This window comes from Peribacillus saganii, assembly GCF_003429095.1.
GTDB lineage: Bacteria > Bacillota > Bacilli > Bacillales > DSM-1321 > Peribacillus > Peribacillus saganii.
Map to the genome: position 1 here is coordinate 150,751 of NZ_QVTE01000008.1, position 17,879 is coordinate 168,629.

The following is a 17,879-nucleotide window of genomic DNA, read 5'->3' on the forward strand; positions in this document are numbered from 1 at the left end:
ATGGATAAATTCCCATCCTTAAATAAATAAAATTCTGTCGGGAAAAAAGAGATTTATGTCTGAAGTAAATTGGACACGAAAATACTCCTACGATTATATTTATAACATTGAGTCAAATAGCCTATATCCATGGAAGACATAACTGATTCTTTGCTGTTTGAGAAATAACTGTTTTTACTGAATCCGAAATAATGAATTTCGTTCAATCTCTCTGATCAATCAAAAAACATTCTAGATTGTACATACACAGTGTGCAATGTATGAATCTCATTAAGTTTCATTGACACTAACTTCAATAAATAATAGGAGGCAGACAAATGTTAGCAACCGAAACACTACCATTTACCTTACTATCCGAGGGTATGCTTGCGTCTATTCGAAGCGTTGTACCAATCTCATATGATAATCATAGCCTTGAATCAGTAGAAGGTCATTTACATCTGGAGTTCGCTGTGTTGATTGGATTTACTGGAGACCAGAAAGGGAAATTTATTTTTAAAGGGGAACCACAAGTATTTAGTGCGATTGGAGAATCTATGTTTGGGATGCCGCTTGAAGGGGAGATGTTAATCTCGTTTGCGGGTGAGCTAGGAAATATGATTTCTGGAGGGCTATGTACAAACGTGTCCCAAAATGGAATTATAATAGATATAACTTCACCTACCATCATGGAAGGTTCATCTAAAGTATCAGGCTTTAAAAAAGGGATGGAAATGAAAATCTCTTTTCATGAGAAAGGGGAACTATCCCTGTTTCTATTATTGGATTGATATAATTGTTCAGGAGTTGAAACATAATGATAGAAACCAATAATCAATACTTTGAGCTGTTTCTCGAAGAAAGTACGGAACATTTACAAGCTGTAAATGATCACCTGCTGAAGTTAGAAGAACAGCCTGGAAATATAGAAATTGTTGGAGAGATTTTCCGTTCGGCCCATACTCTAAAGGGTATGTCAGCCACAATGGGGTATACTGATATTGCTGATCTCACGCATCATATGGAAAATGTACTGGACTTGATACGAAATAAAAAATTGTCCGTTACAACTGCAGTTGTTGATTTAATCTTTGAATCAGTAGAGTCTTTAGAGGGAATGGTGGATTCCATCAGAAATGGCGGCGATGGGAAAAGAGATGTCTCTTCCTTAGTCCGTATGCTCGAACAAATGGGAAAAGGCGAGGCAATTGAAGCTATTGATCTAACAAGCAGTGTTCAAGCTGAAACGATAGAAACATCCGATTATGAGAAAACAGTCATTTCTCACGCAATTGAACAAGGTTTTGAAACTTATCAAATATCGGTTAAATTGGATGACGACTGCGCTTTAAAAATTGTCCGTGTTTTTATGGTTTTCGAGGCTTTAGAAATATTAGGTGACATTATAAAATCGGTACCTGCTGTGGAATCACTTGAAAATGAAGAGTTTGATACCCAATTCCAAGTTCTTCTTATTTCAAAAGCAAATAAAGAAGAGATTGAGAATAATATCTTACAAGTTTCAGAAGTAAAAGAAGTGACAATTGTTACATATAACGTGGATCAGTCTGTTCACAATGGTTATCAGGGAACTGAAAAAAATGATGTTGAAACGAATGTCTCTCCTGAACAATCATCAAAATCGTCAAATTCTTCTAATCCAGCTGCTTCAAAAACAATACGAGTCAATATTGAACGAATTGACCAGTTAATGAACCTTTTTGAAGAGTTAATCATAGACCGTGGCAGACTTGAAGATATTTCGAGTACCTTAATGAATTCAGAACTGAGTGAGACTGTTGAAAAAATGGTCCGAGTTTCAAGCGATCTGCAAACCTTAATTTTAGAAATGCGAATGGTCCCAGTAGAGCAAGTATTTAATCGGTTCCCGCGTATGGTGCGTGGATTGGCAAAGGACTTAGAAAAACAAATTTCACTCGAAATCATGGGTGCAGAAACAGAGTTAGACCGCACGGTGATTGATGAAATAGGAGACCCTTTAGTTCATCTTATTCGAAACTCTCTGGACCATGGCATTGAAAAACCGGAAGTTCGAAAAGAAAAAGGCAAAGATCCGGAAGGAAAAGTAATTTTAAAAGCATTTCATAGTGGAAACCATGTGTTTATTGAAATAGAAGATGATGGTGGAGGCATTAATAGAGATATTGTCTTAAAGAAAGCCATTCAAAATGGGATTGTCCAACCTGAAAATGCTGATAAGCTAACGGATGATCAGGTTTACCAGCTAATTTTTGCATCAGGTTTCAGTACCGCTGAACAAATTTCTGATATCTCCGGCCGCGGTGTAGGTCTTGATGTTGTAAAAACGAAAATCGAGTCTTTAGGTGGAGCTATCTTTATAGAATCCCAACTTGGAAGAGGGACGCGTTTCTCTATCCAATTACCGTTAACATTATCTATTCTTTCTGCAATGCTCGTCAAAGTTGAAGAAGAAACATATGCAATACCTTTATCATCTATCCTGGAAACGGCAACGGTTAAAAAAGAAGATGTAATGAAGGCTCACGGACAAGAAGTGATTGATTTTAGAGGTAAGGTGGTTCCTCTGGTATTGCTTCAGGAAATTCTACAGGTTCCAAAGAACTACGTTGGAGAAGTAGACCATTACTCAATAGTAGTTGTTAAAAAGGGAGACAAAATGACTGCGCTCGCTGTCAATTCATTTATCGGCCAAAAAGAAATTGTTTTAAAATCATTAGGTAACTACTTAAAGAATGTCTATGCAATTTCAGGAGCAACCATTCTTGGAAATGGAAATATTGCGCTTATATTAGATACAAATGATTTAGTGAAGTAAGGAGAACAAACCATGAATCCCTTAAAAGTAATTGTATTTCAAATTAATGCTGAGGAATACGCAATCAATGTAAATCATGTATACTCCATTGAAAAGGTTCAAGCGATTACCAGAGTTCCGGGAGTTTCAGCATTTATTAAAGGTGTAGTCAATTTACGCGGTGTTGTCATTCCTGTCATAGACCTAAAAGAACGTTTTGGATTGGGTTCTACTTTAAGTGATGATCAAACAAGGTTGTTAATCGTTTCATGGAATGATTTAGAACTTGCATTAGTTGTAGAAGCTGCAAATGACGTTATTGACATACAAGAAGACAATATAGAACCAACACCGGATACAGTTGGTGAGATTCATGAAGGTTTCCTGCAGGGTATTGTGAAATTAGAGAATCGATTATTTACTATGTTACATCTTGAAAAAGTATTAAATATCATGGACAAACACGAGATTTCACATACTTAATAGATGATTTGAAAGGATTGGTTAAGATGGCTAGAATTTTAGTGACAGATGATGCAGCATTTATGAGACTACAGTTGAAAGATATGGTAACAAAAGCCGGTCATGAGGTAGTTGGAGAGGCGGAAAACGGAAAAGTAGCAGCCGCTCTTTATCAAGAACTTAGACCGGACCTTGTAACAATGGATATTACCATGCCTGAGATGGATGGCGTAACTGCTGTCAAAGAAATTAAGAAAATTGATCCAAATGCAAAAGTGATAATGTGTTCAGCTATGGGACAGCAAGCAATGGTAGTAGAAGCGATTCAAGCGGGTGCAAAAGATTTTATCGTTAAACCATTTTCAGCCGACCGTATTAAGGAAGCTCTGCAAAAACATCTTTAATTTCTTAATGAAAAGCTATCGATAATACATATAGAAAAGCCAAATTGATTGGCTTTTTTCTGTTTCCTTTGATAATTTATATTGAAAAGAGCTCGGCAATATATTTTCGGATATAATCGTGGATCGTTACCAACATTTTCTCAGATGAGAACATTGAAGTTTACTCGTTTGAACTGGATCAACAAAAGCGCCCTGGCCAGCTGGCTAGAGCGATTCTTTAATTTGTTCGACTGTTATGTCTTCTTTTTCGATATACTCAACAATTTTCAGCAATTGTCCTATTGCGTCCTGCTTATCTGTAGTGTCATCTGATACCAGCTGATCTGTTACGTCGAGCAATTTCGTTTTTACTTTGGACAACAATAGCTTCGCCTCTAATAAACTGTTCACCGTAAACCCTCCATTACACTCCGAAATAATTATCCGGTTAATTATAGCTTAGCTGCTTCAGCATCTTATTAACTTTTACCGCGTTTCAAATTTTGGTGAAAGTAAAAATCTCATTACATTAACCCCGAAACAGCTGCTCGTCCTAGTTTTGCCTTTTCCTCGATTTCTATTTGCGTAATTTCTGATTTTTAATCCAATATTAAAGATTCTTCAGTTCGGGAAATTTATATGGAGAAAAATTTTGAAATGTAAGCAGGCGGTTAGGGCGTTTCAATTTAACAACGATATTACAATACTTGCTGCTGCTCTTTTATTTACTTCTTCTAATAAGTGGCCGTATATATCCATCGTAGTACATTTTTTGCATGGACAATACGTTCAAAGCGCTTATTTATTTTTATTATGGTATGTAAACTACCGGGCAGTATAAGAGGACGTGCAAAATATAGTAGTGGTAAATCCAACTACCCAATTTATATACCATGTCCTATGATTAAAAATCGTAAAGATATTTTAAAGTCTTTCATTTAAATAAAGTGAATATTTTTAATTTTAATTTCATATGGAACATTTTTATAATAACTATTAAAATGGAAACTATTAATTGTTGACAACTTTGAGGTGTAATGAAAATGAGTGAAAAAGTACCATTCTATATAACTGAATCAAAAAGACTGTGTAAAGAAAATGGAATGGATCCAAATGTTATAGCTAGTCCTAAAAAGTTTATGACAGATAAAGAACTACGCAGTAAAAGAAAGTCATACAGTGAAATTTTATCTGTTGTAAGTTATTTTTCAAACAAGCTCTTAGATTCATTAAAAGGGACGCCATTATTGATAGTAATCTCTGATTCCGAAGGGTATTTGGTAGATATGGTAGGTGACGAAACAATCAAGTCTACCGTAGAGCAATTTGGTATTAAACAAGGAAGTCTTTTCACCCAGCAAGATACGGGTACGAATGTCATAAGCTTAGCTTTACAGCAAAGACATCCGATAAGCTTAATAGGGGATAATCATTATCATAAGTTTCTTTTTGAAGTAGCTTGTTATGGGGCCGCATTTCATTATACAGATGAAGACAATTTATTAGGCAGTGTATGTATCATGATGCCAATTTCTTTTCAAAATCCTTTATTTCTAACAATGTTATCACAAGTTGTTGATTCCATTGAAAGAGAATTGTTGCTTAGAAAGCAAAATAAGAAACTTAATATCATGAATCAAATTATGTTAAGTAGAACAAGAAATGGGATTGTAATAACAGATGAAAAGGGTATTACTACAGAGTTTAATGATTTTGCTCAGAAAATTTCAAACCGTAGCAGAAAGTCTGTTATCGGAAAGAGAATCTTTGAATCGGATCTAACTGGAGATTATTTTAAACGTGTGATCGAATTTGAAGAAAAGTTTGAAAATGAAGAGCTCAAGTTTATAAATAATAATGGTGAAAAAGTAGTTTGTTTATTCGACGCACAGCCAATATATGAAGATGTTAAGATTGTGGGTGCTTTTGGTCAATTCAGAGATATAACCGATAGATATTTAATAGAAGAAAAATATAACTACTTAGCATATCATGATGATCTAACAGGTTTGCCTAACAGGCGTTATATACAAAAAGAAATTGACCTGCTTATTCAGACCAACAAATCTGGATCTGAGACTAAATTAGCTATTTTGTTTTTAGACCTAGATCGATTTAAAGTTATAAATGACACATTTGGTCACTCTAATGGAGATATATTACTAGCAGAGGTATCCAAGAGATTATTAGGATGCCTTGGAAGAAATGATCAACTTGCTCGTATGGGTGGAGATGAATTTATTTTCTTATTAAAAGACTTTCAAGATGAAAATTATGTCATTGAAATAGCGGAGTGCGTATTAGAGGAATTTAAAAAACCTTTCACCGTTAACTCAAATGAATTTCATACAACGGTTAGTATTGGTATTGCTATATATAGAAACAACACCATAACTCTTGAAGAGTTTATGATTTATGCAGATAATGCCATGTACAAAGCTAAATCTCAAGGTAAAAATCGCTATGTTGTATATACCTCTGATTTGTTAAGTAACTCGATAGAGGAATTACAGCTTGAAACAGATTTAAGAAAAGCGTTGGAGAATAATGAATTCATTTTGCATTATCAGCCACAAGTTTGTAATAAATCGGAAAAAATAGTCGGCGCAGAAGCCCTCATTAGATGGAATCATCCTAAATTCGGGTTAATTTATCCAGATAAATTTATTAAGATTGCTGAAGAGACAGGACTCATCACACAGATTGGGGAATGGGTCATTGAACAAGCTTGTATTCAAAATAAAAAATGGCAAGATTCAGGAATGAAATCAATTAAGATTGCCGTTAACCTATCTGCCCAACAATTTTTTAAACGGAATTTAGTGGGTATTGTAAAGAAGGTGCTAGACCATACGGGACTAGACCCTGAATACCTCGTATTAGAAATAACTGAATCGATGGCGATGGATTTCGATTATTCCCTAAAAGTACTTAGGCAATTAAAAAACCTTGGTATCTGTATTAGTATAGATGATTTTGGCACAGGATATAGTTCCCTAAGCTATCTTAAGAAGTTTCCTATTGATTATTTAAAGATTGATCGTTCTTTTGTTAAAGATATGATGGAAGATCATAACGATGTTAATATTGTAAAAGCTATTATCACTTTAGCTCATAATCTTCGTTTAGAGGTTATTGCAGAGGGAGTTGAAACAAAAGAGCAATTAAACTTTTTAAAAAAATATCAATGTGATAAAATTCAAGGCTATTTATTTAGTAAACCGATTCCTTCTGAGCAATTTGAACAATTTTATGCTTCATTACAAAAGAACAAGATTATATATATGTGAGGTTAATAAATATAATGGAAAGTGTTTTAATAGATACGAAGGAAACCAGTGCCTCTATTTTAGCAAGAAATTTTAAACGCTGGGGAATCAGTCACGTATTTGGAATACCTGGTAAAGCCATATCTCCATTAATATATGCTTCAGATAAACATGATATTGAATTTGTTTTAAATAAACATGAGACAGGAGCTGGTTTTGCAGCTGCAGGGTACTCATTATTGAAAAATAAAATAGGAGTGGCGATTGGTACTTCGGGTCCAGGTGGAACAAATTTACTTACAGCTGCAGGACAAGCCAAAGCATCTAATATTCCTTTACTGATTATTACAGGTCACCCGGCAATGAAAGATACTGGTAAACCCATGGGACAGGATTCAACTATATTTGGTACGGATTTAGTTGAGATGTTTAAGCATGTAACAAAATTTAGTGTTAGAGTAGAACGTGGAAATATGTTACAAATATATTTACAACACGCTCTAGAAAAAGCACTATCCGGTATAAAAGGTCCCGTTCATTTATCTATTCCTTTTGATATATTAACAGAAGAAATTATGCCTTTCGAAATAGATTTACCGTCTTCTAATGAAATGATTTCACCCTTATTGGATGATGTGGTGGAACGATTAAACTTAGCTAAACGTCCACTCATGTTTTTAGGTAAAGGTGTTCATTCCAGTAGAGCTTATAAGGAAGTTCGTCTTTTAGCTGAAAATTGGAATATTCCTGTCATAACGACTCCAGGGGGGAAAGGAACATTTATTACAAACCATATGCTCTCTTTAGGGGGCTTTGGATTAGGCGGAACAATAGAAGCAAGTGATTACCTGCTCCGTGGAGTCGATTTATTATTAGTCATTGGTACGAAACTTAGCGATATGTCAGTGGCTGGATTCTCAAGAGAAATGTATCCAAAACGTATTATTCATTTTGATTATGATCAAACTTTTATCTCTAAAACTATCAATGTACCTACCACCCCAGTTCTTGGAGATATTCGTTCCAACCTAAAAGTCATTCTGAAAAAGGTTAGTGAAACAGAGAGTTCAGAATTCCTGATACCAAAACAGGACAACGCAATAGAGATGGACATTCAATACAAACGTATGTCATCTGAAACAACTGTAAAAGTGATTAGAAATTCACTCCCTGATGATACCATTATTTTTGGAGATGATGGAAGTCATACTTTCTACGGTATAAAATATTTTGACATATATGAACCAGGTACGTTCTTCTTTGATGATATTTTTGGAGCAATGGGGCATGGTATCGGTTATTCTATTGGTGCAAAATTAGCTGCTCCGGATAAAAATATCGTTTGCTTAGTCGGGGATGGCTGTATGTTTATGCATGGAACTGAAATTTCAACTGCTTTCAACTATAATTCCCCAGTACTGTTTATCGTTTTAAATAATGGTATGTTAGATATGGTTGAAAAGGGCATGAGAAAAATGAATGATGGCAAATCCATTGGAGCGGTTTATGAAACTCCACTAAATGCAGCTTTATTTGCTGAATCAATGGGATTAGAAGCTTTTCAATGCTTTACTGCAATAGAATTAGAAGAGGCTATACACAAAGGTTTAGATTTGATTGAAAAGTATAAAAAGCCAGTTGTAGTTGAAGTATTGGTGAACCAAGATGAAATTCCACCTACGATGGGGAGGCAATAATGGAGAATAACAGATTTAATACAGGTAAATCAATCATAGATAAGATGGTTTCTCCCGAAGTGTTTGATCATATGTCAAATATGAAAAATATATCAGCTGATTTCTGGGAAATGATAGTTGCATTTGGCTTTGGCGATGTATATGCAAGGGAAGGGTTATCTTTAGAAAAAAGAGAAATAATCACTCTCACTACCCTTATTACTCAAGGAGCATTTGATCAACTTGAATTTCATATAAGAGCTGCCTTGAAGGTTGGTCTTTCTCAAAATGAAATTAAAGAGATTATTATACAATGTGCTGCATATGTGGGATTTCCGAAAGCTGTTCATGCGATGCAAATTGCAGGTAGTGTTTTTAAAAACATGGAATGATAGTAATACATATTTAATAAATCACATGACCTCGGGGTATTACCGAGGTTTTGTTTGTGGAAAAATGGAGGTTGTTTCGTGAAATTCTTTTTTATGAGTTATCGGAGCAGTTTGCCATATTAAACGAATAAGTTTATTAGTTCAAACACCGATATTAGGGAAAAGCAACCATCCACTGTTCCAGCCGGCAAGCAGTCAGAAAGAGCCCGAGAGGAATAATTTTTCATTCTTCCAGCCAGTGAGTGATACACACATATCTCAACAGCTAGAGTTAGAGACAGAATTGCACAAAGCGTTGGAAACGAAATGAATTTGTTGTTTATTATCAACCCCAGTTATGTCCATTCAAATCAAATTATTGGTTGTGAGAGTAATTACAGATATTTTGAAGTAAGAGGGGGTGTAGCCTTCACTTCTAAATATTGAAATTCAGAAAGCATAGCTATGGATGTGGACTACTATTAAGATATTACGTCAGTTAAAAAGTATTGGCATAAAAATCAGTATGGACGATTTTGGCACAGGATACAGTTTAAAGAGAGCCTATCCGATTATTTGGATAGATTCCGAAATTTTGTTTCAAATATCCTTTTATGAGTAGGCGGCAGGAGTGTTCGACGGATTAACAGGCAGAACTATCGTTGCTTAGCGAATAAGGAGTGGGTTTTGATTGTAAGGGGACAGCCATTTCATGTGGTTCAGGGAGATAAATATGTTTTATATACAGGTGAAAAAAGATTGAATTGTTGCTAAAAAAGAAGCATCTGCAAATTATGAAGTGACCCCGAAAATGTAGACATTGATTTTTCATTATGATAATCTTATTTTTCTTGCTTTGGCTGAAGCTACTTGTTTTATTAATAAGACTGTTCTGCCGATAGGAGTTTGCAGGGATATGAAAGTGCCATATACATATTTTGCATTTTCGGCAATGAAACTGTTTCGTAGAATTTTATATATAACAAAAGAACCCTTGTCAGATAAGGGTTCTTTTGGGTCTGCTTTAGCGTCCCAGATAGGAGTCGAACCTACGACCTACAGCTTAGGAGGCTGTTTCGGAATGTCATGCGATATGTCAAACGTTATGTCATCGGTGATTGAGGCGTTATGTATGACCGATAGTGTCAACGCAAGTCCTACGGCTTAATATTGTAGTACCTACATACGCTATTTTGCCGAAAAGGGGCGTAAATGTCAACCGGATATGTCGAACGGTGTCACTTTGCGAAAGGGTATGTCGGACAATAAGAGACGCTTTAGTCCGATAAAGTGTACGTACTATTTTACGTTAATCCTTTACTGTTATAAAGTATCGCAGTAATGCCGTTAAAGCCATCCGTATCAAGGGTTTGCGGCACATTGGCGCGCTTTACTCCGCTTTAGATTTCGTAAGGTTTCCGTATCGGACTTAATCGGACAAAATTAGGGTTTATTGGACATTTAACCCGCTGACTGCTAGGAATGGACGCGGCCTTAAAAAATTTCGGGGGGTCTGTATATTGGCTGTATACTCCGTTCGCCTTAACGCTGGGGTCTGACGTATGTATTATCGATTAGCCTCACGGGAAATAACGCAGATCACTCCGATATTGGTGATAATGCGTCGCACTAACTGATAACGTTATTACGGCGCTGTTTGCACAAGGAAACGACGTTCGAGAATCAGTATTATGTCTCCTTCAACGGTTATTTTCACAAACTTTCGCTGATTTCGTTAGAATGATTATAATTAATTAATAACGGATAAATATACGTTTTGATGGTTAAATATTAATGGATTTCTGACCCCCAGGCCGCCAGTCAAAAAACCGCGCATCTGCTGATAAAAACTTCCGCGCAGTAAAATAACCTCATAGGGTTTACGTGGCTTGTCCGTCAGTTTGTCGTTATAAAATCTGAATGAAATCGCGCGACCTTTCATAGTAAAATATTGGTAGATAATGCGGAGGTGGCGTATGATAAAACGAATGATAGCGATAGGAATGGTGGCCTTGATAACGGCAGGCTGCGGGCATGTAGGCGAGGAATCGCGGGAACCATTGGCGGTAGAACCGTTAGAAAAGCCAGTGGAAAAGCAGCCGGAAGTTGTTGCGAAAAAGGTAGAGGAAACGCCCAAAGAGCCGGAAAAGTTGCCAATCAGTGATTTTGCGAAAGAAACAGCGGTGAAATTTTTCAAGGAAACAGACGGGGTGAAAGACGCAAGCATTGAGGTAAAAGGTGATCGAATAATACTTAACTTTGCGGCAGCCATCAATGACGATGCACACGCAAAGAGTTTGGGCGATAGTTTCATTCGAACACTTTCATCGAATGTTGACGGTAGTAGCCCGACCAAAGACTATTACGGTGAGTTGTTCGATGGTTATCACGTTGAGGTATACGCAAAGAATGAGGCCGGCGCGACGGTCATGGAAGGGTTTAAGACAAAGCAAAATAAAAGCGTTGCAACTACGTCCTGGACAGCGAAGAAAACGGTACAACCAGCCCCAGCTCCGGCAACTTCCACAGCAACGGAACCGGTCGCAAACAATTCGGATGGTTTTCTAATGAGTGGCGAAAATGGCTTTCTTGCTGAAGACGTGATCGTTGGCTTAGGGGATTCAAAGCAAAACCTTGACGATGTGATTAAGTTCGCGGTAGCCAATAATAGGGAGGAACTGGCCGCAATGATATTGGAGGGCCGGGCAATAGTCGCACAAAAAGGAACGCCGATTACGTTACTGGAACAGGGTGTGCTAAGCGGAAAGATTAAAATAAAGGACTCAGGCGCAATAGGATGGGTGCCTGCTGAATACTTATCGGAAACTAAATAAACGGATTGCCCTGGCGCTGATTGCCGGGGCTTTTTTGCGTTTACATTCCGAAATAATCGTCCGGCAAATTATAGCCGAGCTGCTTCAGCGCCTTCTTAACTTTCGCCACCGTTTCATACTTCGGCTGATATTCGAAATCATTACATAACCGTGAAACAGTCGCCCGCCCTAGTTTTGCCTTTTCCTCGATTTCTATTTGCGTAATACCTTCGCGATCCAGCCATTTACCGAATTTCGTGCGTTTCTTTCCTAGTCCAAACATTTCCATACACCTACCGTTTTTGTATACATTCTCGTCTAAAAAGTCCGTTTTTATACCTTGCGCAAAATAACGGACAGGCGGCGCCTAATACGCTATACCAAACAGAATTCCTATCGTTATTCCTACCGGTTATTCCGAATAAAATTCCGGCTAAGAATTGTGAAAGGAATAGCAGAAGTCCAGCGATATCAATGCTCGCAGCCTTTTTCTAGTATTCCGACCGTAAGGGACTATTTCTTAAATAGAAAGGGTGGTGCAGGGCCAATGTTTTTCGAACTTTTATCTTCCGCGGTGGTTGGCGGATTGGTTGGTTATTCTTCACTGGCGGTCAACGGAATGACGAATGACGGCCGCAAAATTGCCCGGATTTGTTCCAATGCTGGATTGTCCGTTAAGGAGCAAGGTAAAGCGCAAACGATGCAATTACTTCGCAAAAGTAAGCGAGATTGGGGCATGGAATACGCGTATCGGATTCCGTTAGGGCTTTCGTTTAGTGACTTTCAAAGACGCGTTGAAAATATCGAGGATGGCTTGAACGGTAAAAGCTATGTGGACGTGAAATCGTTTTTGCAGGCGTTCAAAACGTTAAAGTTGGGTCCGAATATCCTACGCGATATTAAAGGCTTACTTACGGAAAAGAAAGCGGCCAGAAAGGAAGTCGAACTTTCCTATAATGGCTTGCTGATCGTTAAGGTCTATGACACGCCGATGACCGATAAATTCGATTATGACCGCGGCATGCTCGACAAGTTGAAAGGCTGGGAGATTCCAGCCGGCACTACAAGAACGCAGATAATCAAGCACGATTTCGAAAAGCATTGTCATCTAATCGTTGCGGGAATGACCGATTACGGAAAATCGGTTTTTCTAAAAAACATAATCACGACATTAGTCGCTAAACAAACGAAAAATGTTAAGTTCTTTCTTATCGATTTAAAAGGCGGCTTAGCGTTTAATCGTTTTCGCTCCCTGGAACAAGTGCAAGGTATCGCAAAGAAACCGGACGAAGCGCTTGAAATGTTGACACTGGCACAAGCGAAAATGGAAGAACGGATTGACTATCTATTGCGGAATGATTTCGAGGATATAAAAGAGGCCGGTTTCCCGGATCGCTATTTCGTGGTTATCGATGAAGCCGCCGACATTTCGGACGATAAAGCGTGCCAGGCGATTATTAAAGACATTGCGCGGCGTGGCCGGGGCGCTGGCTTTCGGTTAATCTATGCTACACAGTATCCGACCAACGAAACACTAAGCCCGCAAGTCAGGCAGAATTGCTCAGCTCGTATTTGCTTCCGTTTAGGTACTGGCGTTGCAAGCCGGGCCGTGCTGGACGAAGAAGGGGCGGAAAAGTTGCCGTTGATAAAAGGCCGGGCGATTTATAAGACTGATAGAACCACTATTGTACAAACGCCGTTAATAGAGAACGAGTTTATTAACGAAACGATAAAGCCGAACATTATCATTCGCGCACGAAAGGATGACGATAAACATGACGCAAGCCTTATTAAAGGAACAACGCAACGAAAACATTCTCTTGTCATTGAAGAAGTTGGGATTTGCTAGTCGGTCGCAGCTTCAGAAATTGCACAGTTTAGGGGGCGAAAGAAACGCTAACCGAATCCTAAAAGAATTATCGGTATATCTTTGCTCGTTCCGCGATAACGAAAATATCTACTATTTGAACAAGGAAGGCCGGGAAAGGGTCGGCAGTCAGAAGGCATTAAAGAAAACGCAACAAGCACGCCATTTCCTTATGCGCAACGATTTATATATCGCGCTTGGTTGTCCTGCCAGTTGGAAGAATGAAATAAAGTTGGAAATACCGGGCGCGGTTTCCGTGGTTGCCGATGCACTATTTATGAAGGATGGCTCCTATTTCATTATCGAAATCGACCACTTGCAGAAAATGTCTGCCAATCGGGAGAAGGTCAAAAAGTATCGCCGTTTTCTGGACCTGAACGCGTTTGATAAGCCGCCGGTCTTTGTTTGGGTGACTACCACGGAATATAGACGAAAGCAACTAACGGCATTATTCGAAGGTATGAATGTCCGGGTTTACCTAGCAAGCGAATTCAAATAAGGGAGTGGTCGGAATGTTTAAACGTAAAACGGAAGTAATGTCGGTAAAGGAATTTATGAACCAGGGAACTCGAGTTCCCCACGTCGGGAAGTTTGATAAGAAAAAAGCGGTAAGGTTTGCGGTAACGGTCGGGGTAACAGTCCTTTCCCTGACGTTCGGCGACGTATCATACGCTGCAGCCGGGGCGGTTAATGGGGCGGTGACTGCGAAAGTGGTAGCGGCTTTCAATCCGTTGGTTGAATTAGTCCGGGCGCTAAGCTATCCGATTGGACTTGTAATGATGCTTGGCGGTGGAATTTTTATAATGATCGGCAATAGCGAGAAGGGGCTGGCGATGATACAAAAAGCGGGACTAGGGTATGTGTTAATTCAAATGCTGCCGTTGTTAATGGATTTGCTAGTGGAAATTGCGAAATCGTTGTAATTAAAAAAGCGACCATTATTGGTCGCTCTCTATTTGAGAATCATCTGCTAATTCATATGAATTTTCAATGAAATTTTCTAACTGGTCATCCTCCATTTTATTGGAGTTAGTACCTCTTTGTGTATTCTCTATATTTTGCCTGAATTCCACAATCATTCCTCTATTTTGTCTTGTCATATCAACTAGATATTTTTTTTCAGTGAGATGTTGTTCTCTTATTTCTACTCGTCTTATTTCTTTTTTTGAGACAAATTCTTTATTCTCCGGGCGAGAACGATGTAGAATCGAATCTTCATGTTGATGCTGTCTTTGTCTCCAATGACTAACAACTTGAACCCAATATCTACCTGCGTCATATAAATAGCTTGCTACTGCTATATTTTTAGGAATTAGAACAATAGGATTTCCGCTAATCTCTGGTAACATTTCTTGAAGGGTATCCCAAGTATGTGTTTGTTTATTCCAATAAGGTCTTGTCAACTGAATAGTTAAAGGGATACCGTGTAATCGACACTGATCTTGTGTAAATTTAACCAACTCGTATTTTATTAAACTAGCTACTAAATCTGATAGCAAATCAGGGCCAAAATCAGGAACAAAGATATGGAAATCTTCAAGTCTACCGACAATTTGTTGGTTTAATAACCCTTCTTGATGAACAAAATCGAAAACTCTTAATAGTGACTCTTCTGAATTACCATTCCCTCTTGGAAAACCATCGGTATAACCTAAAAATATTTCATTTGATTCTCCTGATGACCGAAAAAAATCCCTAGCTCTCCCTGTATTTCCTCTAGTGTATAAATCAAAAATTGTGTGAAAAAAATCTTGTATTATTTCTGCACATTCATGACTCCATTGACTGTTTTCTGCTGCAATACGAGTAGGGTCAATGAAAAGTCGATTATCAGAATCAACTCTAATATTAACAAACTCGAAATGTCTTTGATGGCGATAAGGTAAATTAAAAAGCTCAGAAAATCTCATAAACCGTAGTCTCCTTGTTAAATTGTTGCGGGCAAAACAATATTCGTCACAAGGGAAGTTTATACAAGATAGTAAAAATATTACAAAACCCTAAATCTTTTATACCATTAGTAGAGCTATAAATCTACAAATTTTGATAAATTTTAACATAATCAATGAATAGATCTATGGTAATTTGAAATTTATTTCCCCGTTTTCTTATGCTGCCTCTTGGCATACGACTACACCTCCAAATTATTATAGAGAACAAAAAAGCCGCCATTATTTGGCGGTTTCTTCGTTATGTATTAAATCAATTATATCGCGTATGTCAGTAATATGTAATGCTTCAGCAATCCGTTCAATATGTCCGAAATTTATGTTTTCGCGTTTTCCGTTTTGCAATTCACTAAGGGTAGCGTGGCGTATGTCGGTAAGGCGGGATAATTCCCTTAATGAAAGGCCGCGATCCTCTAATAAAGCCCGTATTTTTACAACAACTTTCATATTCAAAAATCCTCCGAAATAATTTACAAATTTCACTTGACGTTACCTAAAAACGTACCATATAATACAAAATATAGGTGGTACTCATATAAGTACCAATTAAGTAAAAATTTAATTTATTTGGGGGAATTTATTATGTCAATTACTGTACAAGTTCGATTCGTTAAAACCATTGTGGGATGGTATAACCTTTATTTGTCTGATGCTCCGGAAACGTCTTTCGTTAACCTATCACCGGACAAGTTCTCCGAATTACTACCTGGCGTTTCTGCAAAAGCTCGTTATGGCTGTAATGAACTATCTGCGGAAATGGCGGTTTCTCTTTTCGGTAGTTTAGCAGTTTCTCAGCCTGCTTAAGCCCCTCCAAATTTGGAGTATCTTCTTATCACCATCGGATGATGCCCTCGCTATTCTGGCAGATAGCGGCGATCGCTTGGCGGAGGATGACCGCGATTTATGTCGCGGCAACGGCGTAAGTCATACATATGGCTTAGCGTAAATAGGCGGGCGCGATAGCCAGTGTAAGTACCGGTTTGGCGGCCGGTATATCTTAACCGGATTTGGCGGTTCGGTAAAAAGTTTTTTTGAAAAAAATCTGGGCGTTAGGCTTGTTCAAATTTGGCGGTTTGAGCAGGCTTATTTCCCTATGACCAAATAATAACACATACGAACACATGTACGCAATTATAAATTAGCAAATGTAAAATTTTTCTCGTGCGGTAGGTATAATAATTGTAAAATCTTTATCCCTCATTCTTCTGTATACTGTAAAATACAGGAAAAAGGGGGCGATATTTTGATACTTAAACTTGCTATAAAAGCTTTTCATGAAGACAACGAATTTAAAAATCTTTCAGCTTATACGATTAAAAACTATAAACTGTTACTATCCTCGTTTGAATCTTATTGTATTAATGTTCATGGAATAACTGAAGTGAAGGACATATCCAGAGATATAATTAAACAATTCTTATGGTATTGCAAGTCAGACTTAGGAAACAATCATACCACGTTAAATAATAAAATTCGTGTTCTGAAGGTATTCTTTAACTATTTGGTAGCAGAAGACAAATACGAGTTTGATAAAAATTTATTTAAAAATATTAAGTTCGCAAAGGTCGAAGATCGCGTCGATACGTTCACCGATAAGCATCTGAAGCAAATCTTGCGCTACTTTGACCGCCAGTCGCGCAACAAGCCCTACCATGCTTACCGGAATAAAATGATCGTTATTACGATGTTATCGGCAGGCATCCGAGCGGGCGAGACGGTTAACTTGCGCTGGGCCGACGTTGACTTCGATAATTCGATGATAAGCGTGTACGGCAAGAAGCGGAAAGTGGCGAGCATTCCGATCGCGGCCAAGCTGCGCAAGGAGCTGGCGGAGTTTTACGTCTATACGCGGTCATTCTTCGATGGTCAGCCGGGTCCGTATGTATTCTGCGCTAGTGATAAAAAGCAACTAACTCCTGACGCGATCGGCTCGCTATTCAAGCGGCTGAAGAAGTTATTTAATTTCGACGACGTGCGGTTGTCGGCACATACCTTCCGGCACTCATTCGCCTCACGAGCGCTGAAGAACGGCATGGATTCGATAACCTTGCAGCGGATACTCCGGCACGAATCGCTTCAGATGACGCAGCGTTACGTGAATATGTGGGGAACGGCGCTAAAGGAGCCTAACGAAAAATTTAATCCGTTAAATGACATCGATATATAATACGGAAAGCAACGTCACTCTTCGGGGTGGCGTTTTTTATTTGCGGAAAAAGTTTTAACTTCGTGTCCCAAATACGACGAAGGTGAGCACGTCTTATAAACATAGGCGGAGAATATCGTCGACTTGAACCAATTCGCAGAAAGGTG

The 17,879-nt window shown here is 38.2% G+C and carries 17 protein-coding genes and 1 tRNA gene; 13 read left to right on the plus strand and 5 right to left on the minus strand.

Annotated features, from left to right (window positions below; genetic code table 11):
• Positions 1-317: 317 nt before the first annotated feature.
• Genes D0469_RS03400 through D0469_RS03415 form a run of 4 tightly spaced genes read left to right on the plus strand, consistent with a single transcriptional unit; the run spans position 318 to position 3,642 of the window.
• Positions 318-770 (plus strand): chemotaxis protein CheX, encoded by a 453-nt coding sequence (locus tag D0469_RS03400; protein ID WP_233522927.1) that lies wholly within the window; start codon positions 318-320, stop codon positions 768-770.
• Between the two features lie 26 nt (positions 771-796).
• A complete protein-coding gene (locus D0469_RS03405) occupies positions 797-2,797 on the plus strand; it encodes a chemotaxis protein CheA (RefSeq protein WP_117325227.1) in 2,001 nt (666 codons plus the stop codon).
• Between the two features lie 12 nt (positions 2,798-2,809).
• Positions 2,810-3,259: a chemotaxis protein CheW gene (locus D0469_RS03410; RefSeq protein WP_117325228.1), complete on the plus strand. Its 450-nt coding sequence runs from the start codon at positions 2,810-2,812 to the stop codon at positions 3,257-3,259.
• A 26-nt stretch (positions 3,260-3,285) separates the two neighbouring features.
• Positions 3,286-3,642 carry a response regulator gene (locus D0469_RS03415; protein ID WP_117325229.1) on the plus strand — a complete coding sequence of 119 codons (357 nt, stop codon included), beginning with the start codon at positions 3,286-3,288 and terminating at the stop codon, positions 3,640-3,642.
• 204 nt (positions 3,643-3,846) lie between these two features.
• On the opposite strand, the gene D0469_RS03420 is transcribed toward D0469_RS03415, so the two are convergent.
• Positions 3,847-4,032, minus strand: a complete 186-nt coding sequence (locus tag D0469_RS03420) for a hypothetical protein (RefSeq protein ID WP_117325230.1) — start codon at positions 4,030-4,032, stop codon at positions 3,847-3,849.
• A 632-nt stretch (positions 4,033-4,664) separates the two neighbouring features.
• On the opposite strand from D0469_RS03420, the gene D0469_RS03425 reads away from it, so the two are divergent.
• Genes D0469_RS03425 through D0469_RS03435 form a run of 3 tightly spaced genes read left to right on the plus strand, consistent with a single transcriptional unit; the run spans position 4,665 to position 8,958 of the window.
• Positions 4,665-6,911, plus strand: coding sequence for an EAL domain-containing protein (locus D0469_RS03425; RefSeq protein WP_117325231.1), 2,247 nt, complete (start codon positions 4,665-4,667; stop codon positions 6,909-6,911).
• A 14-nt stretch (positions 6,912-6,925) separates the two neighbouring features.
• Positions 6,926-8,587, plus strand: a complete 1,662-nt coding sequence (locus tag D0469_RS03430; protein ID WP_117325232.1) for a thiamine pyrophosphate-binding protein — start codon at positions 6,926-6,928, stop codon at positions 8,585-8,587.
• On the plus strand, positions 8,587-8,958 hold the full coding sequence (locus D0469_RS03435; protein ID WP_117325233.1) for a carboxymuconolactone decarboxylase family protein: 372 nt from the start codon (positions 8,587-8,589) through the stop codon (positions 8,956-8,958). Before D0469_RS03430 ends, D0469_RS03435 begins: the two co-directional genes overlap by 1 nt.
• A gap of 1,007 nt (positions 8,959-9,965) precedes the next feature.
• Here D0469_RS03435 and D0469_RS20940 read toward each other — a convergent pair.
• Positions 9,966-10,062: transfer RNA gene (locus D0469_RS20940), tRNA-Ser, on the minus strand.
• 851 nt (positions 10,063-10,913) lie between these two features.
• Here D0469_RS20940 and D0469_RS03450 point away from each other — a divergent pair.
• The gene (locus D0469_RS03450) at positions 10,914-11,771 is read left to right on the plus strand and encodes a hypothetical protein (protein WP_117325235.1); all 858 of its coding nucleotides are present in this window, start codon (positions 10,914-10,916) and stop codon (positions 11,769-11,771) included.
• 40 nt (positions 11,772-11,811) lie between these two features.
• Here D0469_RS03450 and D0469_RS03455 read toward each other — a convergent pair whose 3' ends face one another.
• Positions 11,812-12,033: a helix-turn-helix domain-containing protein gene (locus tag D0469_RS03455; RefSeq protein WP_117325236.1), complete on the minus strand. Its 222-nt coding sequence runs from the start codon at positions 12,031-12,033 to the stop codon at positions 11,812-11,814.
• A 57-nt stretch (positions 12,034-12,090) separates the two neighbouring features.
• Here D0469_RS03455 and D0469_RS03460 point away from each other — a divergent pair, with 57 nt between their 5' ends.
• The 3 genes from D0469_RS03460 to D0469_RS03470 are packed head-to-tail and all read left to right on the plus strand — an operon-like array spanning position 12,091 to position 14,540.
• Positions 12,091-13,599 carry an FtsK/SpoIIIE domain-containing protein gene (locus tag D0469_RS03460; RefSeq protein WP_325048927.1) on the plus strand — a complete coding sequence of 503 codons (1,509 nt, stop codon included), beginning with the start codon at positions 12,091-12,093 and terminating at the stop codon, positions 13,597-13,599.
• On the plus strand, positions 13,526-14,116 hold the full coding sequence (locus D0469_RS03465; RefSeq protein ID WP_117325238.1) for a replication-relaxation family protein: 591 nt from the start codon (positions 13,526-13,528) through the stop codon (positions 14,114-14,116). The genes D0469_RS03460 and D0469_RS03465 overlap by 74 nt, the downstream gene beginning before the upstream one ends.
• Before the next feature lie 13 nt (positions 14,117-14,129).
• Entirely contained in the window at positions 14,130-14,540 is a 411-nt protein-coding gene (locus D0469_RS03470; protein ID WP_117325239.1) for a hypothetical protein, read from the plus strand.
• 15 nt (positions 14,541-14,555) lie between these two features.
• On the opposite strand, the gene D0469_RS03475 is transcribed toward D0469_RS03470, so the two are convergent.
• Together D0469_RS03475 and D0469_RS03480 are read right to left on the minus strand one after the other, a co-directional pair.
• Complete coding sequence (locus tag D0469_RS03475) at positions 14,556-15,527, minus strand: hypothetical protein (RefSeq protein ID WP_117325240.1); 972 nt, start codon at positions 15,525-15,527, stop codon at positions 14,556-14,558.
• A 261-nt stretch (positions 15,528-15,788) separates the two neighbouring features.
• The gene (locus D0469_RS03480; protein ID WP_199478329.1) at positions 15,789-16,019 is read right to left on the minus strand and encodes a helix-turn-helix domain-containing protein; all 231 of its coding nucleotides are present in this window, start codon (positions 16,017-16,019) and stop codon (positions 15,789-15,791) included.
• A 129-nt stretch (positions 16,020-16,148) separates the two neighbouring features.
• Between D0469_RS03480 and D0469_RS03485 the strand changes: the two genes are divergently transcribed.
• A complete protein-coding gene (locus D0469_RS03485; RefSeq protein WP_117325242.1) occupies positions 16,149-16,370 on the plus strand; it encodes a hypothetical protein in 222 nt (73 codons plus the stop codon).
• 439 nt (positions 16,371-16,809) lie between these two features.
• The gene (locus D0469_RS03490; RefSeq protein ID WP_117325243.1) at positions 16,810-17,733 is read left to right on the plus strand and encodes a tyrosine-type recombinase/integrase; all 924 of its coding nucleotides are present in this window, start codon (positions 16,810-16,812) and stop codon (positions 17,731-17,733) included.
• Positions 17,734-17,879 lie beyond the last annotated feature (146 nt).